A 23369-nucleotide genomic window follows, 5' to 3' on the forward strand; every position below is an offset into this window, starting at 1 on the left:
AGGGTCTCCATGTACACGCATTATTTCCAGCTCAAGCAATCGCCGTTCTCGATCGCCCCCGATCCGCGCTACCTGTTCATGAGCGAACGCCACCGCGAAGCGCTGGCGCACCTGCTGTATGGCGTGGGCAGCGGCGGCGGCTTCGTGCTGCTGACGGGAGAAATCGGCGCCGGCAAGACCACCGTCTGCCGCTGCTTCATGGAACAGATTCCGGAAAACTGCCAGCTGGCGTATATCTTCAATCCGAAACTGTCCGTCGAGGAATTACTGCTGTCGATTTGCGAGGAATTCCGCATCGCCATGGCGCCTGGCGTGGCCAGCGTGAAAGGTTATGTTGACGCCATCAATGCACACCTGCTGGCCAGCCATGCGCAGGGCAAGAACAATGTGCTGATCATTGATGAAGCGCAAAACCTGTCCGCCGCCGTGCTGGAGCAGCTGCGTTTGCTGACGAACCTGGAGACGAGCGAGCGCAAGCTGCTGCAGATCATCCTGATCGGCCAGCCGGAATTGCGCGCCATGCTGGCCCGGCCGGAACTCGAGCAGCTGGCGCAGCGCGTGATTGCCCGTTATCACCTGGGCTCGCTGACGGCCGAGGAAACGGCCAGCTATATCCGCCACCGCCTGGCCGTCGCAGGCAGCACGGCGCAGACGCCGTTCGCGCCCCGTTTGATGGCGCAAATTCACGCCTTGAGCCATGGCGTGCCGCGCCGCATCAACCTGCTGTGCGACCGCGCGCTGCTGGGCGCCTATGTGGAAAACCAGCCGCAGGTGACGCGCCAGATATTGCGCCGTGCCGCCGAGGAAGTGTTTGCGGAAGAGGGGAAGCCGGCTGCCGGACGGGGCCTGCGCTGGCCGCATGTGGCGGTCGGCGTGCTGGCCGGCGCCGTGGTCACGGCCGCACTGGCCTGGCATTTCATGCCGCACGCCAGTATGCCTGTACCGGCGGCCGTCGCACCGGCCTTGGCACCCTCCGTGCCGGCGGCGTCTGCAGCGGTGGCCGCCGCCGCATCGACGTCCGCGCCCGCCAGCGTGCCGGACCGCAACGCCGTGCTGCGCCAGCTGGCCGCCTTGTGGGGCGAGCAGTTGCCGGTCGGCGACGCTTGCCAGGCGGGCGCGCGCGCCGGCCTGCGTTGCCTGCACAGCCGGAGCGGCATCGCCGAACTGCGCGTGCTGGACCGTCCCGCCATGCTGGCCTTGCGCGATGCGCAAGGGGCGGAACGGCTGGCGCTGCTGACGCGGCTGCAGGGCGAGACCGCCACGCTGATGCTCGATGGTAAGCCTCAAAGCCTGCCGCTGGCCGAGCTGGCGCAGCGCAGCGATGGCAGTTTTACCACTTTCTGGCGCGCCCCGCGCGCCTGGCGCGACGAGGTGCCGCTGGGTGCCCGCGGCGCCGACGTGGACTGGCTGGCGCAGCGCCTGGCGCAGCAGCGGGGTTTGCCGGCACCGTCCGCCAACCTGCCGCTCGATGCCGAGATGCAAGGCAAGCTGCGCGCGTTCCAGCAAAGCCAGAACTTGCGGGCCGATGGCCTGGCGGGACCGAAAACGTACATACGCCTGATGCAACTGGGTGACAACGCGGAGCCGCGCCTGAGCAGCGCAGCTCCTGCCGTGGCAGCGTCCGCTGCGACGGCGATGGTGGCGGGGAAATAAGATGTCCTACATACTTGAAGCACTGAAAAAATCGCAGGCCGAGCGCCAACTGGGCGAGTTGCCGTCGATCCACGCGCCGCAAGTGCAGCTGCACGATGGCGCGGCGTCCTCTGCTGCGCGGCGCGCGCCAGTCTGGCTGGCGCTGGGCGGCGTCGCCGTGGCCGTGGCTGCGGCGCTGCTGCTGTGGCAGCCTTGGCAGGCGGGCGCGGCTGCGCCTGCTGCCGCTGCTGTCGTCCCTGCCGTGCTGGCCCAGGCCGTGCCCGCGCCCTTGCCCGTGGCTGCCCCGCCAGCGGCGGTCGCACCCGCGCCTGTGGCGGCCTTCGTGCCGCCAGCGGCCACCGCCGCGCCTGTGCATCATGCCAGGCCCGTGGCGGAACCGAAGCAGGAGACGCCCGGCCAGGCCGCGCCGCCGCCCGTTGTGGCCCCGGCGCCTGCAGTGCCGCCCACGCCCGCCGCCGAGGAAAGCGTACCCGGCATGCGCGACTTGCCCGAGCCGATACAGCGGCAAATCCCCGCCATTGCCATCGGCGGCTATATCTATTCGAAGAATCCGGCCGACCGCCTGTTGCTGATCGACAAGGTCCTACGCCATGAAGGCGAGGAACTGGCACCGGGCCTGGTGCTGGAAAAGTTGCAGCCGAAGGCGGCCATCTTCAGCTTCAAGGGCTACCGCTACCGCGTGCCGTACTGAGTTGTTGCGCATCAAGGCCGGGCCGCAGTCGCTGAACCAACCCGGCCTGGCCTGGTCGAACCAGAGTCGCTGCGTCCGTGTGCGCGGCCGGGGAGTTCCGATGATTGCTGCCGCAACTGCTGGTGAGGGTGCGCTTGATATGGATGTGCCGGAAAATCTGGCGCGTATCGACCATATCGTCGTGCTGATGATGGAAAACCGCTCGTTCGACCACATGCTTGGCTACCTGAGTCTGGAAGGCGGGCGCACCGACATCGATGGCTTGCAGGCCAGCCATGCCAACGTGCACGCGGGCGTGACCTACCCCGTGCACCATTTGCGGCGCACGGCCTTCGGCCCCCAGCAAGATCCGTCGCATACTGGCCTGTCGGTGGCGCAGCAATTGCAAAACAATAACGGCGGCTTCATCGACGACTATGCGCAAACGCATCCGGGCGACCCCGACATCGACCTGGTGATGGGGTACTACAATGGGGCCGACTTGCCCATGTATGATTTCCTGGCGCAGCAGTTCTGCGTCTGCGACCGCTGCTACAGCTCCGTACCGGGCGCCACCTGGCCCAACCGCCTGTATGCGGTCAGCGGCAAGGCGGCCGGCAGCAAGGATAGCAAGCGCGTGCCCCTGTATGCGAATAAGTCCTTCGTGCGCCACCTCGAGCATGCCATGGTCAGCTGGAAATTTTATTCCGCCTGGAAACCCTGGAGCCTGGCGCTGACGGACGACCATTACCGCTCGTCCGAGTTTTACGAGCCTTTCGGCTCTTTCGCACGCCGCTATGGATTCATCGGCGATGCGCTGGCGGGCTCCTTGCCCTCGGTCAGCTGGATCGATCCGCATTTCTTTGATAATGACGACCATCCGCCGGCCGATATCCGCGCCGGCCAGGCACTGGCGGCGCAGGTCTACCAGGCCCTGTCGCGTGGACCGGCTTGGGCGCGCACCTTGCTGATCCTCAGTTATGACGAACACGGCGGCTTTTTCGATCATGTGCCGCCGCCTGCCGCTGTGGACGACGAGCCCGCGTTTCGCCAGTACGGCGTGCGCGTGCCCATGTTGCTGGTGTCGCCGCTGATCGCGCCAGGCAGCGTCAGCCACGAGGTGCTCGACCACACGTCAATCATCAAGACCATCTTGCAGCGCTTTTGCCGCGCCGCCGATGGCGCCTTGCCCCAGATGGGCGCGCGCGTGGCGGCCGCCAGCGGCCTGGGCGCCGTGCTGACCCTGGCGCAAGCGCGCGCAGCGCCCGCCGTGCCCGCTGCTGTGCTGGCGCAGCGCGCCGCATGGGAAGCGGATGTGCGGGCGCAGGATTTCGCCCCGCTGGCGCTGGCTGGCGAGCTGGCGGTCGCTGTCGCCATCCCCTCCCAGTCCGATGCCGAGGCGGGCACAATCGCCGCCCACCGGCAATTGGCGCGCACGGCCAGGAATGCGCAGGCGGTGAATAGCAAGACAGCGGGCAAAACGACGGGCGCGACAGTGCCGAAGCCGGCGGGCAGGCGCCGGTGGCAGGGCGGCAAGCCGGCGCCTGCCGGCGCCAGGAATGGGGGGAAGCCCGGCGGCGCTTGACCTGTGTGATGAGCTGGGCAATACAAGGCGCTGGCGCCGGTGGGGCTGCGTATAATCACTGCTTCTCAATCAAGGAGTGACCATGTACGATGCGATGCCCGCCCACCCGGTACTGGGTGTGATCGGCCGTTCCGGTAGCGGCAAGACGACCCTGCTGGAGTTTGTGGTGAAGGAAATGGCGGCGCGCGGCTTGCGCGTCAACCTGGTCAAGCACAGCCACCATGACCTGGCGCTGGAGCCGCCGCAAAAAGACAGCGCCCGCTTGCGCCTGGCCGGGGCGGCGGAAGTGCTGGTGGCGTCGCCGTATCGCTTTGCCATCGTGCATGAGCTGCGCGGCGCTCCCGAGCCGAGCCTGGCACAGCAATTGGCTCGCATGGGGCCGGCAGACCTGACCCTGGTGGAAGGCTTCAAGACGGACCCCATCCCCAAGCTGGAAGTGTTCCGCCCGGAAGTGGGGCAGGCGCCCCTGTATCCGCATGACCCGCAGGTGATCGCCGTCGCCTCCGACAGCCCGGCGCCGGCCGACTTGCGCGAGGGCGTGCAATGGCTGGACTTGAATGCGCGCGAGCAGGTGCTGGCCTGGCTGCTGCTGCAGTTGGAAAATAAGCTGGAAAAATAAGTTAAAGGTTTGCTGCGGCCATCCGTTAATACTGGTAGAACCTCATTGGAGAAACGTATGGACGTCGGAAGCATTGCTCAACTGTCAACCACGATGGCGGAGACAGGCACGCGGCAAGCCGTCGGCTTGACTGTCCTGAAAAAAGCCCAGGATATCCAAAGCTCGACTGCCACTGCCTTGCTGGCAGCGCTGCCACCGGTACAGTCGGCGCCGAGTCTGCCGGCTCACCTCGGTAACCGCATCAACACGACCGCCTGAGTAGTCCCGCAGCGCCAGTCCGGCGCTCGCCACATTTACGCCCACAGCACCGTCATCGACGGTGGCGAGTGGGCGTTTTTGTCTGCTGTCTTCCAGCCTTCCTTTCGCCTTCCTTCCCGCCCCCTGACAAGTTGATTAACTGACCATGGTTCGCCATGGCGCGGCCGATTCAGTAAAATGGTGCCCATTACCTCGCGTTGCCCATGGTGCAACCCGGGGCGTGCCATTACTTTGACCCATGCAAGAGGATTTCTCATGAACAAACGTCAAGCTCTCATCGCCGCTGCCCTCGCGGGCATCTGCGCCGGTACCTCCGTCAACGCGGCCGCGCACGATGGTCCCGCCCCTGGCGACAAGGAAAAATGCTATGGCGTGGCCAAGGCAGGGCAGAACGATTGCGCCTCGTCCGATGGCGCGCATTCCTGCGCGGGCCAGGCGGAGGCGGACAACTTGCCCACGGAATGGACCTATGTTGCCAAGGGCACGTGCGAGCAGGCGGGCGGCTCCGTCAAGCCCATCAAGGCCGGCAAGGCCACCAAACCGGCCACCCAGCCGTAAGCTCTCGCCGCTTGCCCATGCCGCAGCCACTTCGAGCGCTTGCCGGCGTCGGCTTGCGCGCCGCGCACTACCGCGACTTCCTGGCGCGCCGGCCTCGCGTGGGCTGGCTGGAAGTGCATACCGAAAATTATCTGCAGCCGTCGGGCTGGGATAGTCATGTGTTGCAGACCCTGCGCCAGGATTACCCCATCAGCCTGCATGGCGTGGGCCTGGGTCTCGGATCGGCGCACGGGTTTTCCGAGGCGCATTTGCAGCGCGTGCGCGCCATAGTCGAGCGCATTGAGCCGGCTCTCGTGTCGGAACACCTGTGCTGGGGCGCCGTGATGCAGCAGCAACTCAATGATCTGTTGCCACTGCCCTTGAATGGCGCGGCCCTGGACTTGCTGTGCGCAAGGGTGGGCCGTGTGCAGGATGTGCTGAAAAGGCCGATTTTGCTGGAAAATGTCTCCACTTATCTGCGTTTTGCCGACGATGCCATGAGCGAGGCGCAATTCCTGGCGGAACTGGCGCGCCGCAGCGGCTGCGGGTTGTTGCTCGATATTAATAACCTGTATGTGAACCAGTGCAACCACGGTGAAGATGCCCTGCTCGCCCTGCAAAGTATCGCGCCGGGCAGCGTTGGCGAGCTGCACCTGGGCGGCCATCTGGTGGCGCCGCACGCCGTGATCGACCACCATGGCGCCGCCGTCGCCGATCCTGTCTGGGACTTGTATGCGGCCGCGCTGCTGCGCTTTGGCGCCGTGCCCACCCTGGTCGAATGGGATACGTATTTGCCGCCGCTCGATATCTTGCTGGGCGAGGCGGACAAGGCACAGGCCATGCTGGCGCGCCATGCGTCACAGGCGCCGTGGCAGGGAAGGGCGCCGTCGCCGACCGTTCCTGCCGCTCCCGCCGAAGCACTGGCGCAGCAGCAGCAAGCGTTTGCCACGGCCTTGTTGGATCCCGCGCAAGGGGCGGCAGTCCTGCCATCGTTTGTGGGAGAGGCGGTGCCGCAGCGTTTTTCACTGTACCGCGGCAACTTGAGCGCCACCTGGCGCCACACCCTGGGCCAGGCTTATCCCGTCGTGCTGGCGCTGGTGGGCGAGGATTTTTTTGGCGGCCTGGCGCGCGCCTACGGTCGTCAGTATCCGTCAGATAGCGCCGATTTGAACCAGTTTGGCGCCCGTTTCGCCGATTTTCTCGCTGCCTTCCCGCCCGTGGACGAGTTACCCTACCTGCCAGACATGGCGCGCCTGGAATGGGGCGTGCACCTGGCCCATTACGCGCCCGATGCGCAGGGCCTGGTGCCCGAGGCGCTGGCCGCCTTGCATCCCGATCAGCTGGAAACGCGCCGTTTTGCCTTGCATCCCGCTTGCGCCTTGCTGGCGTCGCGCTGGCAAGTGGCGGCCCTGTGGCAGGCGCATCAGGAAGGTGAAGGGCAGGGGAGGTTTCCGCAAGAGATGCAGGTGGCGAGCTGGGCGCTCGTATGCCGGCCGCGCTGGAAGGCGCAGGTGCTGCTAGTGGATGCGGCCGCGCACGCGGCCTTGCTGGCGTTGCAGCAAGGACAAACGTTTGGCGCCGCGCTCGATGCGGCGTTCGAGCGGGACCCGGCATTTGACCTGGCGGCACACTTGCGCCAGTGGCTGGCGCATGCGGTGCTGGCGGCGTGACGCTTTATTCGAAGGCCCGCAGCAAGCGCGCTTCGCCCGTCTGATCGCGGTACAGGGCATTCGCGGCCAGGGTGGCGTCCATCATGCGCGTCACTTGTTCTTCTTCAAAGCGGGCCAGTTCGGCAGTGGCCGCGACGAGGGCCAGTTCCAGCCTGGCACGCGCGCTCTGGTACAAGCTGCTAGTGTATTTGTCTGTGTTACGCAGTAATTCTTCCGCGTTTTCTATCACCTGGCGCAAGTCGCCGATCAGGCGTTCCTGGCTGCGCGTACCTTGTTCGGGATGGTCCATGGCGCTTCCCTTCTGCAATCGATATTTATCTGACAATAACGACATGTTGCAGCTTCATCCGGGCAGCCGGGCTGGCAGGCATGCTGGCTGGACGCATGGGGCTGCTTTCGCGCCCCATACCGGGTCAGACTGGAGCGACGACCGTGATACGAATATCGCCCACGCTGACGACCTGGCCGGCGCGGATCTTGGCGGTCTTGCGCAATTCCTTCTTGCCATCGACCTTCACCACGCCGCTATCGACCATGACCTTGCCTGCGCCACCGCTGTCGCACAAGCCGACCAACTTCAATAGCTGGTTCAGCTCGACGAACTCGGATGTTAAATCAAAGCTTACTTTTTGCATTGTATCCCTTATTGCAATAATGTGTTTTAAACACTTGATGACGACCTCAACTAATCCATAGTTTAGCTGAAGCCGCCAGGGATGCAGGGTGGAAGTCAGATTTTATTGGGCCGCGTCATCTCCAGGGGCACGATCCATGCATTGAATTGCTCTTCCGTCACAAAGCCCAGGGCCAGCGCGGCTTCCTTCAAGGTCGTGCCTTCGTGCTGGGCCTGCTTGGCGATTTGCGCCGCCTTGTCGTAGCCGATGTGCGGCGCCAGCGCCGTGACCAGCATCAGGGAACGTTCCATCAGTTCGGCGATGCGACCACGGTTCGGCGCGATGCCGTGCGCACAATGCGCGTCGAAGCTGCGCATGCCGTCGCCCAGCAGGCGCGCGCTTTGCAGGAAATTGTGCGCGATCAGGGGTTTGAAGACGTTCAGCTCGAAATTGCCCGAGGCGCCGCCCACCGTGATGGCGACATCGTTGCCGAATACCTGGCAGCACAGCATGGTCAGCGCTTCGCACTGGGTAGGATTGACCTTGCCCGGCATGATGGAGCTGCCCGGCTCGTTTTCAGGTATCGTGATTTCACCGAGGCCGGAACGCGGCCCGGACGCCATCCAGCGCACGTCGTTGGCGATTTTCATCAGGGCCGTGGCCAGGGTTTTCAGCGCGCCATGGGCGGCCACCAGCGCATCGTGGGCGGCCAGGGCAGCAAACTTGTTGCTGGCCGTCTCGAACGGCTGACTCGTCAGGCGCGCCAGTTCAAGAGCGATGCGGCCGGCAAATTCCACGTGGGCATTCAATCCGGTTCCCACGGCCGTGCCGCCGGCGGCCAGCTGCAGCAGCGGCGGCAACGCTGCCGTGATGATGTGCTCGGCGAAGTCCAGCTGTGCCACATAGCCGGAAAACTCCTGGCCCAGGGTCAGTGGCGTGGCATCCTGCAAATGCGTGCGGCCGATCTTGACGATGTCGGCAAACTCCGTGGCCTTGGCGTCGAGCGTGGCGCGCAGCTGGCGCAGCGGCGGCAAGACCGTGTTGGCGACAGCCAGGGCAGCCGCCACATGGATGGCGGTCGGAAAGATGTCGTTCGAGGACTGGCCCAGGTTGACGTCGTCGTTCGGGTGCAGCAGGCGCTCGGCGCCCCGCAAGCCGCCGATCAGCTCGGAACCGCGGTTGGCCAGCACTTCATTCATGTTCATATTGCTTTGCGTGCCCGAGCCCGTCTGCCAGACGGCCAGCGGGAATTCTGCGTCATGCTTGCCAGCCAGCACTTCGTCGGCCGCTTGCGTGATGGCGATGGCTTTCTTGCCATCCAGTAATCCCAAGTCCAGGTTGACGTGGGCTGCCGCGCGCTTGACGGTGGCCAGGGCGGCGATCAGTTCGGGCGGCATCTTTTCCGTGGAGATATGGAAGTGCTCAAGCGAGCGCTGCGTCTGCGCTCCCCAAAGCCGGTCGGCGGGTACGTCGATCGGGCCGAAACTGTCGCGTTCGATTCTGCTGCTCATGGCATCCCTTTCATCGATGGAGGTGGATCGAGTGTACTCCAGACGTCAAAAAGACACAGGATGATGCTGTATTGCATCATTTTCGCCATGACCCATCTATATTTTTGCGATTTCCTGCCGTTAAAGACAGACGAGTTCCCCTTCTTATCTTGTTATCAAAGCGATCAGTCCATGCAAAGCAGCGTTGTTCCCCGTTGGTCCCTGATCGCGTGCGCCGCCGCCAGCCTGGCCTTGCCGCCCGTGATGGCGGCCGAACTAGGCGAGATGGCGGTGCTGTCGCATGTGGGGCAGCCCTTGCTGGCCGAGATCGAACTGACGGCCCTGACTCCCGAAGAGGCCGGCGGCGTGGCCGTGCGCCTGGCCTCGCCCGATGTGTACCGGGGCGGCGGCATCGGCATGGACCCGGCCCTGCAAACCTTGACGATCAGCCCGCTGGAACGGGGTGGGCGGCACTATGTGCGCGTGACTACCCGGCAAGCGATCCAGGCCGGTCATGTGCATTTGTATTTGTTATTGGGCAATGGCAGTGGCGCCATCGTGCGCCTCGGTACGCTGTGGCTGACGCCGGCACCGCCCGCCGCCGCCAGTGCGCCAGTCAGGCCTGCTATTCCGGCGCCTGTGCCGCTGGTGCAGCCACTGCCGCCGTCGCGCGTTGCGCCCGGCGCGCCGCCGCTCGATGCCGCCGCGCTGGCGGCCCGCGCGCGCGCCGAGGGCCTGGTGCGCCCGGCGCGCGTGTTTGTGCCGCCGCCCGCCGCGCCCATGCCGGCTGCTCCTGCATTGCGTCCGCCGCCGTTGCGCCGCGCCATGGCGCCCGTGGCCGCTTGTGCGCCGCAGGCCAACATGGAGCAGGCGGCAGAGTGTGTGGCGCTGGACCAGAAAAACGTGGCCCTGAATGAAAAGCTCGGTGAATTGGAAGGCAAGATCGGCGTCTTGCAAAAGGCGCTGGCGTTGCCCGTCGCTGCGACCGCTGCCGTTCCTCCTGCCGCAGCGCCTGCCGTGGCGGAAGTGCCCCATGCCAAGCCCAAGCCCCTGCACGCGGCGCCAGCGGCTGACAAGGAAACCAAAGCGGGCGGCAACGGCTTGCTATGGCTGGGTGTTGGCACGCTGATCTTCCTGCTGCTGACGGCGCTCATCGTGTATGTCGTGCGCAAGCGCAAGCAAGCTGCGGGGCCGGGTGCGCCGTCGAAATACTGGGTCTTGCTGCGCAAACCGTTCGGCCGCAAGAAGAAGGATGTGCCGGTGCTGACGGAAGCGCTGGAGGGTGAAGCGGCCGAGCCGGAACCGGAGCCGTTCTCGCGTTAATGGTGCTGCAAGGCTGCACTAAAAATTTGATATAAAAAAAGATATTCAAAAAAGACAGAAAAATCCCTGTCTATCGTGTTGCCTATTTTTCAAAGATGGTGATATGATTAATTTAGTGGACTTGCTCTACGACAAAACAGTCCCAGCCTGGCGCAGTCACCAACGATAGTGTGGCGCGGCAAACAGGTGTAGCGTTGCATAAACGCCTGGGTCTGGAAGCGGTTTGCGATGCCGACGATGTGCTCGCGAACGCCGGATGCAACCGGCAGTGAGGCGGCGCCAGGAGATACCTGGGGTTCGCCTTCCAAATTCCCCTCCTTGCTTCCTGGGCGCCGCAGATGCCGCGCTCCCTGGCGCGGCGGCAGACGTAAAAAAAGCACCACTGGGTGCTTTTGGTGTTTCTGGTGCTGCAAGCTTGCTTATTCACTTACATGCTGACTTACATGCGGGCGCGCGATCCTGGCATGGCATTCGACAGCTGCGTCATCCACGGTTCCGTAATCGCGCGGATTTCGCGGTCATTGGCCAGGATCTGCTTGAGCAAATCGATCTTGCGCAGGCGCGAGGCGCCGGCCAGGGCCGGTACGCTGCCCGTCATGGTCGTACTGGCAGCGCTGGCGCACTGGTTTTCCAGGGTATCCAAGCCATCCCAGTTGCTCGAACGTGCGGCCACAACCATTTTATTGGTCATTCCTGCAATATTTTCATACATCGAGAGAACGTCGTTGGAGGTCATGAGCACACCCGTAACTAGTGAATGGATTACCGCTTGTCTAGATTAACGGCGTGCTGATCGGGAACTTGAGGGTATTTTTGAAAAAAAGTGAAAATAATGTGAGGATTTTTTGCCGGTCGCCGGCGTTGCCCGCAAACCCGCATGGACGCTGGAAGCGACGATGCCGGCACTTGTCATTATTTAACGAGTTCTTTCAGTCCGCATCGAGCCGGCGCGCATCGAGCGGCGGCGCGATCTTGTCGAGCTGCATGGCTTGCTCGGGCATGGCGGCATGGATCACCAGTTGGCCGATTGCATGCATCATGCCGATGGTGAATGCCAGGTCCTGCTTGTCGCCCGTGTGCCTGGCGATCCAGCGGGCCGACACGGCGCTGTGCAGGCTGTAGCGCCAGAACTGCGGCAGATTCAGGCCGGGCACGGTCTTGTAGCCGCTGACCAGGCCCGAGCTGATAACGAGGGGGCGCACGGTAACAAAACCGAGCATCAGCACGGCGTCTTCGACGGTGCCGATGCTGCGCGAGACGTGGTAATAGGCCGAGTTGGCCAGCCGCAGCAGCTTGGCGCTCAGCACCGGGTCCGCTCCCAGCTGGCGCGCGATGTCTTCGGTGGCCATGGCGGGGTTGCCGAAACTGCGCACCAGTTCATCGACGATCCTCGGGGCGGCAGGCAGGGCGTGGGGTTGCTGGAACAGCGCTTCGAGTTGCATGGCAATCTCCTTGGCATACGCGCGGCACGGGGGCCGTGCAACTATAGGCCGACTGTTTGTCTGTATGCAAAAAAGTGAGGGGACGTTTTTTTGCCCGAAAAAGGTATGATTTCAGGCTATGATTTTGGCTATTTTCATCGAAAGGATCGCCATGCACGGTTTGCGTTTTTCCTGGTCCCGGACGCCAGTCCGGGCTGCCATCGCTCTCGTCCTGGCCGGCGCCACCGTGGCCTATGTACCGGTCCAGGCGCATGCCCAGCCAGCGGCCGCCAGCGCCTCTGTCCCCGCTGCCGCCAGGGTCTTGCCCGGCGACGACTTCTATGACTACGTGAATGGCGACTGGTTGCGCAGTACGGAGATCCCCGCCGACCGCAGCAGCTGGGGCGCGTTCGCCATGCTTGCCAACGCGACCAACGAGCGCATCATCGGCCTCGTCGAAGGCTTGGCGGCGGCGCCACAGACGGATGCCTCCGCGCGCCAGGTCAGCGATTTTTACAGCTCCTGGATGGATGAACCTGCTATCGAAGCGAAAGGCTGGGCGCCGATCAAGCCCTTGTTGACAAAGATTAGTGGCATCCGCGACCAGGCAGGGCTGGCCCGCGCGCTGGGCGAGAGCTTGCGCGCCGATGTCGACCCGCTCAACGCCACCAATTTTTATACGGAAAACCTGTTCGGCCTGTGGGTGGCGCAAGACTTGAACGACACCACGCGCAATGTGGCCTATTTGCTGCAGGGCGGACTGGGCTTGCCCGACCGCGCGTTCTACCAGGCCGACAGCGCCCGCATGCAGGGCTTGCGCACGGGCTACCAGGCGCATATCGCCGCCATGCTCAAGCAGGCCGGCTACAGCGATGCGCCGGCCCGCGCCGCGCGCGTGTTTGCGCTGGAGCAGCAAATTGCCGCCAGTCACGCCAGCCGTGAGGATTCGGCCGATGTCGCCAAGGGCAACAACGCGTGGCGCGCCGCCGACTTCGCCAGCAAGGCGCCAGGACTGGACTGGCAAGCCTTCTTCCAGGCGGCAGGGCTGGGCACGCAGACGGACTTCATCGTCTGGCATCCGACGGCCATGACGGGTAGCGCGGCGCTGGTGGCGAGCGTGCCGCTGGCCGCCTGGAAAGATTTCCTCGCCTTCCACGCGATCAACCATTTCAGCACCACCTTGCCGAAGGCGGCCGCCGACCAGCGCTTTGCCTTCTATGGCAGCGCCCTCAGCGGTACACCGCAGCAGTCGCTGCGCAGCAAGCGCGCGCTGGCCGCGACGAACGCGGCCCTGAGCGACGCCGTCGGCAAGCTGTACGTGGAGCGTTATTTCCCGCCGGAATCGAAAGCCCGCGTGCAGGACATGGTGACGAATATCGTCGCCGCCTTCTCGCGCCGCATCGACAAGCTGGACTGGATGGCGCCGGCTACCAAGGCGCAGGCGCAGGAAAAACTCAAGACCCTGTATGTGGGCGTGGGCTATCCGGAACGCTGGACCAGCTATGCGGGCTTGCGCGTGGTGCGCGGCGACGCGCTGGGCAATGTGCAGCGGGCGGAACAGTTTCACTATCGCCAGGAACTGGCCAAGCTGAGCCAGTCGCCCGACCGCAAGGCCTGGGCCATGCCGGCACAGCTGGTCAACGCCGTCAACTTGCCGCTGCAAAATGCGCTCAATTTCCCCGCCGCCATCTTGCAGCCGCCGTTTTTCGACCCGCAAGCGTCCGATGCGGCCAATTATGGCGGCATCGGCGCCACCATCGGCCACGAAATCAGCCACAGTTTTGACGACCAGGGCGCCCAGTTCGACGCCCAGGGCAAGCTGCGCGACTGGTGGACGCCGGCCGACCTGGCGCATTTCCAGACAGCATCCAAACAGCTGGTGGCGCAGTTCTCCGCCTACAAGCCGTTTCCCGACCTGGCCGTGAATGGCCAGCTGACCCTGAGCGAAAACCTGGCCGACCTGGCCGGCGTTGCGGCCGCGCATGACGCATTCACCCTGTCGCAGCAAGGCAAGCCGGTGCAGCCGGGCGCGGACCGCGATTTCTTCACGGGCTACGGCGTCAGCTGGCGCAGCAAGGCGCGCGAAGCGGCGGCGCGCCAGCAAATCCTCACGGATGGGCATGCGCCGGCGCAATACCGCGCCGCCGCCGTGCGCAACCTCGACGCCTGGTATCCAGCCTTCGACGTCCAGCCGGGGCAGCAGCTGTACCTGGCGCCGGAACAGCGCGTGCGCGTCTGGTAGCAGATGGTGACGGTGCCGGCGCGCAGCGCGCCGGCACCGTAAAATGGCGGAACATATTGATAGGACCGCCATGAAGCCGACCCCGCCGCAAGATCAGCAAGACCCCATCCACGCCATCACCTATCGCACCCTGGCCCATTACGACGCCAGCGCCGAGCAGTTTTTTGAAGGCACGCGCGACCACGACGTCAGCCAGAACATCAGCGCGCTGCTGGGGGCTATCGGCAGGCCGGCGCCGTTGGCGATCCTCGATCTCGGTTGCGGACCAGGCCGCGATTTGAAGGCGTTCACGGCCATGGGCCACCACGCCACGGGCGTCGATGGCTGCCCCCGTTTTGTCGAGATGGCGCGCGCCTACAGCGGCTGCACCGTGTGGCAGCAGGATTTCGTTGACCTCGATTTACCTGCCGCGCACTTCGACGGCGTGTTCGCCAATGCCGTGCTGTTCCACGTGCCCAGCGCCGCCTTGCCTAACGTGCTAAGTGCTTTGCACGCGTGCCTGAAGGAGGGCGGCGTGCTGTTCAGCTCGAACCCGCGCGGGCAGAACCAGGAAGGCTGGAATGGCGCGCGCTATGGCAGCTACCATGACGAACAGACGTGGGCCGCGTACGTGCAGGCGGCCGGTTTTACCCTGCTCGACCAGTACTACCGCCCGCCGGGTTTGCCGCGCGAACAGCAGCCGTGGCTGGCCACCGTCTGGCGCAAGGGCGCGGTCGCCTAATCGAGGATGTCGGCGCTGTGTTAGGAACCGTACAGAGCCTTTGATCCCCGCTGCGTACTATGGACACATCGACACGCAGCAAGCAGTTTGCAACAGCGTGTGAGCCGCAGTACCGGCCCTTGTGGGCTGGACAACAGATGTACCAACTACAGTGAGGATCCATCATGAACAAAGATCAAGTCGAAGGTAAACTGAAGGAAGTCGGCGGTAAAATCCAGGAAACCGCTGGCAAAGTCGTCGGTAGCGAAGAACAGCAAGCCAAGGGCCTGGCAAACCAGGTTGAAGGCAAAGTGCAGAAGAAGGTTGGCGACGTCAAGGATGCAGTCGAGACCATCACGCGCAAGCCATAATGGCAGACACCTGACAAGACCTACTGCGCGTCGCGACTTGCGGCCTGCGATGCTCACTGTGCTAGAGCACAGTTCCGCTTCTCGGCCACGTGGCTTCCGCTCGCTACGGTCCTGTCAGATGTCGTTACTGTGCTTGATCGCATTAAGTGCAGTACAAAATAAAAACCGCCGCCTGTCGCAAGACAGGCGGCGGTTTTTTATTGGATGCAGCGCAAGCTTACTGTGCTGGCTTCATCAGGTTCTGCTTGAAGAACAGCTCAATTTTCTTGTACACGTGGCGCTGGCCTGCGCGCGACGAGATGCCGTGCTTGGCGCCCGGATACGTCATCAGGTCGAACTGCACGCCGCGGTTGACGAGGGCGTCGATCAAGCGCGTGCTGTTGCTGAACAAGACGTTATCGTCGGCCATGCCGTGCACCAGCAGCAGCGGCGACTTCAAGCCGTCGAGGTGGGCGAACACGGTACTGGCCTTGTAGCCATCCACGTTTTCCTTCGGCATGCCGAGGAATTGCTCCGTGTAGTGGGTGTCATACAGCGACCAGTCGGTGACGGGTGCCACCGAGACGCCCATGGCGATCTTGCTTGATGCTGCCGACAGCAGGCGCAAGGTCATGAAGCCGCCGTAGCTCCAGCCGAACACGCCGATGCGCTTCGCGTCAACGAAGCTTTGCTTGCCCAGCCAGTCGATGCCGACCAGTTGATCGGCCACTTCGGCCGCGCCCAGATTGTGATAGATGGCGTCCGTGAACGCGCGCTCGCGGCGCGACGAGCCCCGGTTATCCAGGCGGAAGACGACAAAGCCTTGCTGCGCCATGTACTGGTCGAAGTTGTTGCCCCAGCGGCGCGCCACGTGCTGCGAGTGCGGGCCGCCATACGTCGACAGGTAGACGGGATAGCGTTTGGTCGCGTCGAAGTTCGACGGCTTGACGATGGAATAATGCAGCGTCTGGCCATCGTTGGCTTTCAGGGTGCCGTACTCCGTCGGCAGATGGTCCGCCTTGTATTTCGCGTACGGGTGGCTGGCGTTGAGCGCATTTTCTTCCAGCCAGCCCACCATCGAACCGTCCGGACGGCGAATGCTCACTTGCGGCGGCGTGGCCGGGTCGGAGTACGTGTCGACAAACACTTCGCCATTGCGCGAGAACGTCGTGTCGTGCCAGCCATCGGCTTTCGTCACGCGCTGCGGCTTGTCGGCCGTGCTGCCATCCAGGGCCAGGGCGTAGGTCTGCTTGTCGATCACCGCGTCGCGGTTCGACGACACATAGACCTTGCCCGTCTTCTGGTTCACGGCCAGCACGCTGTCGATGCCCCATTCGCCCGAAGTGACCGGGTGCAGCAGCTTGCCGCTCATGTCGTATAGGTACAGATGGTTGCGGCCCGTGCGTTCGGACGACCAGAGGAAGGTGCCGTTCGACAGGAAGCGCAGGTCGTCATGGATGCTGACCCAGGTCTTGGACGTTTCCGTCAGCAGGGTGCGCTGCACCAGGGTGGCCGCGTCGACCGCGACCAGGTCGAGGGTCTTCTGGTCGCGCGACTGGCGCTGGTACACCAGCGACTTGCCATCAAAGCTCCAGTCGGCGCGCACCAGGTAGATGTCCGGGTTCGTGCCCAGGTCCACCTGGCGCTGTGCGCCCGTTTCCGGCGAGACGATCAGCAGCTGCACCAGCACGTTCGGGTCGCCGGCGGCAGGGTAGCGCTGTTCGACGACGTCGGTGCGGTCGGCGAAGATTTCAAAGCGGCGCACGACGGGCACGGGTGCTTCGTCGTAGCGTTTATACGCGATGGCGGAATCGTCGGGTGCCCAGTAGTAGCCGGTACGCTGGCCCATTTCTTCCTGCGCCACGAATTCGGCTTCGCCGTTGCGGATGGTGCCCTTGCCATCGGTGGTCAGCTGGCGTTCCTTGTTCGTCTTGAGGTCGATCACATAGATGTTTTGATCGCGCACAAACGAGACGTAGCGGCCTTTCGGCGAGATTTTCGGGTCCAGCACATTGCCCTTGGCGACCAGGCGCGCCTTGTCCGGGTGGGCTGCGTCGACCAGGTACAGATTGCCGGCCAGCGGCACCAGCAGCTGCTTGCCGTCTGGCGACCAGCTGTAGCTGAGAATGCCGTTCAGGCTGGCCGTGCGCTCGCGTTCGCGGCGCGCCTGCTCTTCGGGCGAAATCGTTTCATTCGGCACCAGCGCCTTCGAGTCGACCAGGCGGTGCGTGCTCTTGTCCTTCAGCTTGAATTCCCACAGGTCGAGCTGGAACTGATTATCGGCGCGGCCGCGCAGGAACGTGACGCGCTCGCCGTCGGGCGAGACCTTCAGGTTGCGCACGCCGGGGCCGGCCAGCGCCGGATCGGCATGGATGCGTTCCAGGGTCAGCTTTTCAGCCGATGCGGGAACGCTGGCCATCGCGGCCAGAAAACAAAGTATAAAACGCATGGATGTCTCGGTGATTGTAAATGGATGGTCAAGAAAGATGCTTGACAGCAAACGATACCAGAGCAAGACATTTAATGCGATAGGGCCAGCCACGGAATAATCCGGCAATTGCCTTGTTTACTTTGGCGGAAAGAGTGGGGCGGTGATGCTTTGTATGGTGAAGCAGCAAGGGCGGCACGCATAAATTGTGCGCCGCCTTGTGTTCAATGCGCTGTGTTCAATGCGCCGCGCGCAGGCGCTGCAGCGACAAACGGTTCAAGTACCAGGTCAGCAGCACAGCGGCCACCGTCAAGCCCGTGACCAGGCCGATCCAGAAACCGGCAGCGGCCATCGGCTCGGCCGGCGACCAGATGAAGCCTTGCGGCGCGAGGCCCAGCACGTAGCCGATCGGCAGCGAGAAGCCCCAGAAGGCCAGCAGCTGGATCAGCATCGGCTGGCGCGTCACCTTGTAGCCGCGAATGGCGCAGGAAGTCGCCACCTGCGTGGCGTCGGACAGCTGGAACAGGGCGGCGAACAGCAGCAGCTGCGCACACAGCGCCTGCACCTGCGGGTCGGACGTGTAGGCTTGCGCGATCTGGTGGCGGAAGACGGTGATGACGGTGGCCGAGACGATGGCCGCCGTCAGCGACATGGCCACGCCCACCCATGAAATGAAACGCGCGCGGCGCAGATTGGCTTCGCCCACAGCATGGCCCACGCGCGTGACCAGCGCGATGCCGAAGGTGAGCGGCACCATGAAAACGACGGACGAGAAATTCAGGGCAATCTGGTGCGCCGACACCTGGATCACGCCGAAGCGCGCCACCAGCAGGCTGATGACGCCAAAGGCGCTCACTTCGGCAAAGTAGGTCACGCCGATGGGCAGGCCCAGGCGCAGCATAGGGCCGATGGACGACAGCTGCGGCCATTCCCAGTGGGTGAACGGGTACGTGGCGTGGTAGGCGGGCGCGATCCTGATCCAGGCCAGCATGGCCAGCAGCATCATCCACACGCAGCAGGTGGTAGCCACGGCGCAGCCCACGCCGCCCATCTTCGGCATGCCCCAATGGCCGTAGATCAGCAGGTAGTTGACGAAAATGTTCAGCGCCAGCGCGGCCAGCGCGATGATCATCACGGGCTTGGTCTGGTTGATGCTGGTGCTGTAGCCGTACAGCGCACGGTAGGCGGCGAACGGCGGCAGGGCGCAGCTGATGATGTGCACGAACAGCTTGGCCTTGGCTGCTACGGCCGGTTCGAGCATCAGGTGGTCGAATACCAGCGCCGCCATGTTCGTCAGCAGGCAAGCCACCAGGCCTACCAGCAGCGCCTTCCACAACGACTGGCGCACGATGTGCGGCACCTGGTCGTGGCGCGCGGCGCCGATTTCATGCGCCACCAGCGTATTGATCGCCATCATGATGCCGCTCACGGTGACCAGCACGATGGACCAGATGGCCGCGCCCAGCGACACGGCGGCCAGTTCCTCGGGATTCGTATGCCCCGTCATCGCCACGTCGGCCGCACCCATGCCGACGGTGGCCAGCTGGCCGATCAGGATAGGCCAGGCCAGCTTCCACAGCGAAGAAATTTCGGTACGGACGGCGGGCAGGGTGAACGAGGTAGTGTGTGGCATGGGCGGCAAGCTTAACTAAACACAAGATTCTACCGGCATTCGCCATGCTTGTCCGCCGAGGCATCCCTGGAGCCCGGGCGCGGTAATCATTTGTTACAGCTAAGACAGCCAGTCGCGGATAGACTGCGCGCTCTCTGGCAAAATGACCAAATAGTCACACCGCATCATCCTGACTATGGAGTAAGACCATGTTGAAGAAAGCCTTGAACTGCGCCCTGTTGCTGGGCGCCGCCATGACGGCCGAACTGGCCGGCGCCGGCGAACTGACCCTGTATTCGCGCGACGATTATCACGGCCGCTCGCAGACCGTGCGCGACGCCGTCGCCGACCTGGAAAGTGTCCGTTTCAACGACACGGCGCAAAGCATCCGTGTGCGCTCGGGCCGCTGGGAAGCGTGCGAGGACGTGGATTTCCGCGGCCGTTGCCGCACGCTGGGTCCCGGCCAGTACGCGAGCCTGGAGCGCCTGAGCAACCGCATCTCGTCGGTGCGCGAAGTACGCTGACGCCAGGCTGGCAAGAGTGGCCGGCACTTGCGTGGGCCGGCTATTGCTTTTGGTAACAATTTATTGTGCTTTTCCCATACTTTGTTACACCGTTTTTTCTGCGGATGGTTACACTGGCATCAGTTGTCATGTCGATCATGCATTTGTCTTGATCGACCTTGGAAAGCGCCGGCGACCTTCCGCGCGGGTGAGCACTTGTTACAATGGCATCCTGGCGTTTTGGCCAGGCAAATCATCACCAAAGAATGAAGAATGGAGTTAATCATGACGGGCCCTTTCAAACACACGCTGGCATGCGCGGCGACCTTGCTGCTGTCGCTGGGGGCCCATGCGGCCGCCCATGCGGGCGATATCACCTTGTTCGAAGACGTTGATTTCCGTGGCCGCGCGGTGAACCTGCGCGAGACGACGGACGAGCTGACGCGCTTTGGCTTCAATGACAAGGTGTCGAGCATCCTGGTGCGTTCAGGGACCTGGGATGTGTGTACCGATGCCGGCTTTCGCGGCAGATGCAAGACCCTGGGGCCGGGCGAATACCGCTCGATGCCGGACATGAACGACGCCATCAGCTCGGTGCGTGAGTCGGGCCGCGGCGATGGCTACAATCCGGGACGTCCGGGACGCGATCCGGATCGTGGCCATGGCGGCTATGGCCGTGGCGGCAGCCTGGAGGTGTATTCGGGCGCGGGACAGAATGGCGGCTCGGCGCGCCTGAACCGCGATACGGACGATTTCGTCAGCATCGGTTTCAACGACCGCACCACCAGCATCGTCATCCACAACGGCTACTGGCAGCTGTGCAGCGACGCGAACTATAACGGCGTGTGCCACATCTTCGGGCCCGGCCGCCACGACGACCTGGGACGCGGCCTCGATGGGCGCGTCTCGTCGGCACGCATGGTTGACGAGCGCGAAGCGCGGCGCCAGCAGCAGTACGATCAGCCATACCAGCAGCCGCAATATCCGCAGTACCAGCAGCCGCAGTACCAGCAACGCGGCGCTGTCCTGCTGTTCCCCGAAGCAGGCATGCGCGGCGAGCCGCTGGCGCTGGACCGCAATGCGGAAGACCTGGTGCGCTACAACTTCAATGACCGCGCCTCGTCCATCGTCGTCAACGAAGGCCAATGGGAAGTGTGCAGCGATTCGAACTTCCGTGGCCGCTGCGAAGTGATCGGACCGGGCGAATACGGTCGCCTGAACAGCATGGAAAACCAGATTTCCTCGCTGCGCCGCGTGCGCTGATTTTCTCCAGCACACATGCTGACAGGCCGCCTGCCGGGTTGATCCCGCCAGGCGGTTTTTACATTCGCGGCCGTGCGCTGACATTTGCTTGCCCTTTGTTACACTCGCCGCCTGCCGCCTGCACTACACTGGCGAAAATGTTATCAGTATTGGAGTTGTCATGGTTCGATCTTTCCGGCCAGCGCTGCTGTGCGCCGCCACCTTCCTCGCCCCCCTTGCCGCATCCGCGGGCGAAATCACCTTGTTCCAGGACGCCGGTTTCCGCGGTCGCCCGGTCGCCCTGCGTTCCGACACGGGCGACTTGTCGCGCATGGGATTTAACGACAAGACCTCCAGCATCATCGTGCGCGCGGGCACCTGGGAAGTGTGCAAGGACGCCAATTACCGGGGCAACTGCCGCGTGCTGCAGCCTGGCCGCTACGACAGCATGCCGGGCATGAACGACGCCGTTTCCTCGGTGCGCGAAGTGGGCCGCCCGGGCCATGGCGGTGGCGACCACCGCCCCGATCACCGTCCCTACCCGCCGCGTCCGGAGCGTCCTCATCCCGGTTATCCAGGCCATGGCGGCGGTCACCGGCCCGACATGAATGGCGCCGTGCTGATGTTTCCTGACGCCGGCATGCGCGGCCGACCCGTGCGCCTGGACCGCGAAGTGCATGACTTGAGCCGCTATGGCTTCAACGACCGCGCCGAGTCGCTCATCGTCAATTACGGCCGCTGGGAATTTTGCGTCGATGCCAACTTCCGTGGCCGCTGCGTGGTGATGGGGCCAGGCAGCTACGACCGCCTGCACGGTGGCCTCGACCGTCGCATTTCCTCGCTGCGCCGCGTGCGCTGATTCTGCCGCCAGGCAGCGTTGTATTGTGCATACGCTGTCCACCGCCTAATTCGTGTACTCTTCCCATAGGCAGTTCAACCATGGGGAGCAAGCACGGTGGAATACAAGGACTACTACAAGGAGCTTGGCGTCGAAAAGACGGCGACCGAGGCCGAGATCAAGAAGGCGTACCGCAAGCTGGTACGCAAATACCACCCCGACGTGAGCAAGGAAGCGGACGCCGACAAGCGCACCAAGGCCCTGAATGAGGCCTACGGCGTGCTGGGCGACGCGGAGAAGCGCGCCGCTTACGATGAACTTGGGCGTAACCAGGGCGCCCAAGGGCAGCCGTTCCGGCCGCCGCCGGACTGGGGTTCGGGCTACGAATCGTCGGGCGCCGACGACAGCGACTTCTTTGCCGACCTGTTTGCCCACGTGGGCGGGCGCCGCCGCGCCGGCGGCAGTTTCCAGATGCAGGGCGAGGACAGCCACGCCGCCATCACCATCGATTTGCACGACAGCTACCAGGGCGCCAAGCGCCACATCGTCATGCGCGTGCCCGAAGCGGATGCGCGAGGCCATGTGGTGACGCGCGAGCGCACCCTGGAAGTGACGATACCGAAAGGCGTCACGGAGGGGCAGCAGCTGCGCATGAAGGGCCAGGGCCATCCTGGCAGCGGCGGCGCGCCAGCCGGCGACCTGTATCTGGAAATACGCTTCCAGCCCGATGTACGCTACAAGGTGGAAGGGCGCGACGTGTTCGAGACGGTGCCCGTCACGCCATGGGAGGCGGCGCTGGGCGGCGAAATTGCCGTGCCTACGCCATCGGGCACGGTGGCAGTCAGCGTGCCGCCCAATTCGCAGACGGGGCGCAAGCTGCGCCTGAAGGGGCGTGGCATTCCCGCCGCCCAGCCGGGCGACCTGTATCTGCTGCTGGAAGTGGTGCTGCCGCCGGCAAACGACGACAAGGCGCGCGAACTGTATGCAACCATGGCGCGCGAGATGGCTTTCAATCCGCGCCAGAAGCTGGGAGGGTAAATCATGACAAACAAGGTAATTGGCGAATTGCTCGAAGATCGTGCCCTGAGCCTGGAGGAACTGGCGCGCGCCTGCGCCGTGGAGCCGGACTGGGTGGTGCAGCACGTGCAGACGGGCGTGTTGCTGCAGGATGGCCCGCCAGCGGGGCAATTGACGGCCTGGCGCTTCACCAGCCTGGACCTGGTGCGCGCGCGCCGCCTGCACGAAATCGAATCCGTGTTCGACGCGAATGCCGAACTGGCCGCGCTGGTGGTTGATTTGTCGGAAGAAGTGGTGCGCCTGCGCCGGCGCCTGCACGTGCTGGGCGTCGATTAGACCACTAGCCCTTAGGCCGGCTCGCCGTGCCGCTGCACGGTGATCCGGCCGATATAAAACTGCCCGTCGACGACCACCCGGTGCGGGATGCCTGCCACGTCGAAGCCGGGGCCGCCGTCTTCCATCCATTCCTGCGCCAGCGAGTCGAACTGCTGCGGCGTCATGCGCAGCATCTGCGCCGTGATGACGAAGCGCGCGCCAGGTTTTTGTTTGTTGACGAAGTCGTCGATGCCGGCCATGGTGGTTCCTTATCAATGTATG

Annotated in this window: 23 protein-coding genes and 1 pseudogene; 16 read left to right on the forward strand and 8 right to left on the reverse strand. The window is 63.9% G+C overall.

Going from position 1 to position 23369, the window contains the following annotated elements:
* The first annotated feature begins 9 nt into the window (after positions 1-9).
* The 7 genes from ACQ4WL_RS22860 to bufB all read left to right on the forward strand — a co-directional run bounded on the left by ACQ4WL_RS22860 (position 10) and on the right by bufB (position 6992).
* Positions 10-1653, forward strand: a complete 1644-nt coding sequence (locus ACQ4WL_RS22860; protein ID WP_436511806.1) for an AAA family ATPase — start codon at positions 10-12, stop codon at positions 1651-1653.
* 1 nt (position 1654) lies between these two features.
* Positions 1655-2344, forward strand: a complete 690-nt coding sequence (locus tag ACQ4WL_RS22865) for a general secretion pathway protein GspB (protein ID WP_436511807.1) — start codon at positions 1655-1657, stop codon at positions 2342-2344.
* 100 nt (positions 2345-2444) lie between these two features.
* Positions 2445-3908 carry an alkaline phosphatase family protein gene (locus ACQ4WL_RS22870; protein WP_436511808.1) on the forward strand — a complete coding sequence of 488 codons (1464 nt, stop codon included), beginning with the start codon at positions 2445-2447 and terminating at the stop codon, positions 3906-3908.
* Positions 3909-3990: 82 nt separating this feature from the next.
* The gene (gene mobB, locus ACQ4WL_RS22875) at positions 3991-4527 is read left to right on the forward strand and encodes a molybdopterin-guanine dinucleotide biosynthesis protein B (protein ID WP_436511809.1); all 537 of its coding nucleotides are present in this window, start codon (positions 3991-3993) and stop codon (positions 4525-4527) included.
* Positions 4528-4584: 57 nt separating this feature from the next.
* Complete coding sequence (locus ACQ4WL_RS22880; protein WP_034781856.1) at positions 4585-4785, forward strand: YjfB family protein; 201 nt, start codon at positions 4585-4587, stop codon at positions 4783-4785.
* Positions 4786-5040: 255 nt separating this feature from the next.
* Positions 5041-5343: a BufA1 family periplasmic bufferin-type metallophore gene (locus ACQ4WL_RS22885; protein WP_436511810.1), complete on the forward strand. Its 303-nt coding sequence runs from the start codon at positions 5041-5043 to the stop codon at positions 5341-5343.
* Positions 5344-5360: 17 nt separating this feature from the next.
* Positions 5361-6992 (forward strand): MNIO family bufferin maturase, encoded by a 1632-nt coding sequence (bufB, locus tag ACQ4WL_RS22890; protein ID WP_436511811.1) that lies wholly within the window; start codon positions 5361-5363, stop codon positions 6990-6992.
* A 4-nt stretch (positions 6993-6996) separates the two neighbouring features.
* Here bufB and ACQ4WL_RS22895 read toward each other — a convergent pair whose 3' ends face one another.
* The 3 genes from ACQ4WL_RS22895 to fumC all read right to left on the reverse strand — a co-directional run bounded on the left by ACQ4WL_RS22895 (position 6997) and on the right by fumC (position 9117).
* Complete coding sequence (locus ACQ4WL_RS22895) at positions 6997-7281, reverse strand: hypothetical protein (protein ID WP_034759786.1); 285 nt, start codon at positions 7279-7281, stop codon at positions 6997-6999.
* Between the two features lie 124 nt (positions 7282-7405).
* Positions 7406-7627, reverse strand: coding sequence for an RNA-binding S4 domain-containing protein (locus tag ACQ4WL_RS22900; RefSeq protein WP_035825476.1), 222 nt, complete (start codon positions 7625-7627; stop codon positions 7406-7408).
* A gap of 95 nt (positions 7628-7722) precedes the next feature.
* A complete protein-coding gene (gene fumC / locus ACQ4WL_RS22905; protein ID WP_436511812.1) occupies positions 7723-9117 on the reverse strand; it encodes a class II fumarate hydratase in 1395 nt (464 codons plus the stop codon).
* Between the two features lie 171 nt (positions 9118-9288).
* Here fumC and ACQ4WL_RS22910 point away from each other — a divergent pair, with 171 nt between their 5' ends.
* Positions 9289-10419 carry a type IV pilus assembly protein FimV gene (locus ACQ4WL_RS22910; RefSeq protein WP_436511813.1) on the forward strand — a complete coding sequence of 377 codons (1131 nt, stop codon included), beginning with the start codon at positions 9289-9291 and terminating at the stop codon, positions 10417-10419.
* A gap of 439 nt (positions 10420-10858) precedes the next feature.
* Here ACQ4WL_RS22910 and ACQ4WL_RS22915 read toward each other — a convergent pair whose 3' ends face one another.
* Both ACQ4WL_RS22915 and ACQ4WL_RS22920 read right to left on the reverse strand, forming a co-directional pair.
* Entirely contained in the window at positions 10859-11155 is a 297-nt protein-coding gene (locus ACQ4WL_RS22915) for a flagellar protein FliT (RefSeq protein WP_495542731.1), read from the reverse strand.
* Between the two features lie 196 nt (positions 11156-11351).
* Positions 11352-11861: pseudogene (locus ACQ4WL_RS22920) on the reverse strand (HDOD domain-containing protein); the annotation flags it as partial.
* A gap of 151 nt (positions 11862-12012) precedes the next feature.
* Between ACQ4WL_RS22920 and ACQ4WL_RS22925 the strand changes: the two are divergent.
* From ACQ4WL_RS22925 to ACQ4WL_RS22935, 3 genes are all read left to right on the forward strand, one after another.
* On the forward strand, positions 12013-14082 hold the full coding sequence (locus ACQ4WL_RS22925) for a M13 family metallopeptidase (RefSeq protein WP_436511815.1): 2070 nt from the start codon (positions 12013-12015) through the stop codon (positions 14080-14082).
* A gap of 70 nt (positions 14083-14152) precedes the next feature.
* Entirely contained in the window at positions 14153-14803 is a 651-nt protein-coding gene (locus ACQ4WL_RS22930) for a class I SAM-dependent methyltransferase (RefSeq protein ID WP_436511816.1), read from the forward strand.
* Positions 14804-14967: 164 nt separating this feature from the next.
* Positions 14968-15153, forward strand: a complete 186-nt coding sequence (locus ACQ4WL_RS22935; protein WP_131689109.1) for a CsbD family protein — start codon at positions 14968-14970, stop codon at positions 15151-15153.
* A gap of 217 nt (positions 15154-15370) precedes the next feature.
* Here ACQ4WL_RS22935 and ACQ4WL_RS22940 read toward each other — a convergent pair whose 3' ends face one another.
* Together ACQ4WL_RS22940 and ACQ4WL_RS22945 are read right to left on the reverse strand one after the other, a co-directional pair.
* Complete coding sequence (locus tag ACQ4WL_RS22940) at positions 15371-17581, reverse strand: S9 family peptidase (RefSeq protein WP_436511817.1); 2211 nt, start codon at positions 17579-17581, stop codon at positions 15371-15373.
* A gap of 217 nt (positions 17582-17798) precedes the next feature.
* Complete coding sequence (locus ACQ4WL_RS22945; protein ID WP_436511818.1) at positions 17799-19193, reverse strand: MATE family efflux transporter; 1395 nt, start codon at positions 19191-19193, stop codon at positions 17799-17801.
* A gap of 188 nt (positions 19194-19381) precedes the next feature.
* Here ACQ4WL_RS22945 and ACQ4WL_RS22950 point away from each other — a divergent pair, with 188 nt between their 5' ends.
* The 5 genes from ACQ4WL_RS22950 to ACQ4WL_RS22970 all read left to right on the forward strand — a co-directional run bounded on the left by ACQ4WL_RS22950 (position 19382) and on the right by ACQ4WL_RS22970 (position 23108).
* Complete coding sequence (locus tag ACQ4WL_RS22950) at positions 19382-19696, forward strand: beta/gamma crystallin-related protein (RefSeq protein ID WP_436511819.1); 315 nt, start codon at positions 19382-19384, stop codon at positions 19694-19696.
* 264 nt (positions 19697-19960) lie between these two features.
* Positions 19961-20938, forward strand: a complete 978-nt coding sequence (locus ACQ4WL_RS22955) for a beta/gamma crystallin family protein (RefSeq protein WP_436511820.1) — start codon at positions 19961-19963, stop codon at positions 20936-20938.
* Between the two features lie 160 nt (positions 20939-21098).
* Complete coding sequence (locus ACQ4WL_RS22960; RefSeq protein WP_436511821.1) at positions 21099-21776, forward strand: beta/gamma crystallin-related protein; 678 nt, start codon at positions 21099-21101, stop codon at positions 21774-21776.
* Positions 21777-21872: 96 nt separating this feature from the next.
* Entirely contained in the window at positions 21873-22793 is a 921-nt protein-coding gene (locus ACQ4WL_RS22965; protein WP_436511822.1) for a DnaJ C-terminal domain-containing protein, read from the forward strand.
* 3 nt (positions 22794-22796) lie between these two features.
* Positions 22797-23108 carry a chaperone modulator CbpM gene (locus ACQ4WL_RS22970; protein ID WP_436511823.1) on the forward strand — a complete coding sequence of 104 codons (312 nt, stop codon included), beginning with the start codon at positions 22797-22799 and terminating at the stop codon, positions 23106-23108.
* A gap of 11 nt (positions 23109-23119) precedes the next feature.
* Here the strand turns inward: ACQ4WL_RS22970 and ACQ4WL_RS22975 are convergent, their stop codons facing one another.
* Positions 23120-23347: a hypothetical protein gene (locus tag ACQ4WL_RS22975; RefSeq protein WP_219329284.1), complete on the reverse strand. Its 228-nt coding sequence runs from the start codon at positions 23345-23347 to the stop codon at positions 23120-23122.
* Positions 23348-23369 lie beyond the last annotated feature (22 nt).

Source organism: Janthinobacterium kochi (assembly GCF_051380715.1).
Taxonomy (GTDB): domain Bacteria; phylum Pseudomonadota; class Gammaproteobacteria; order Burkholderiales; family Burkholderiaceae_D; genus Janthinobacterium.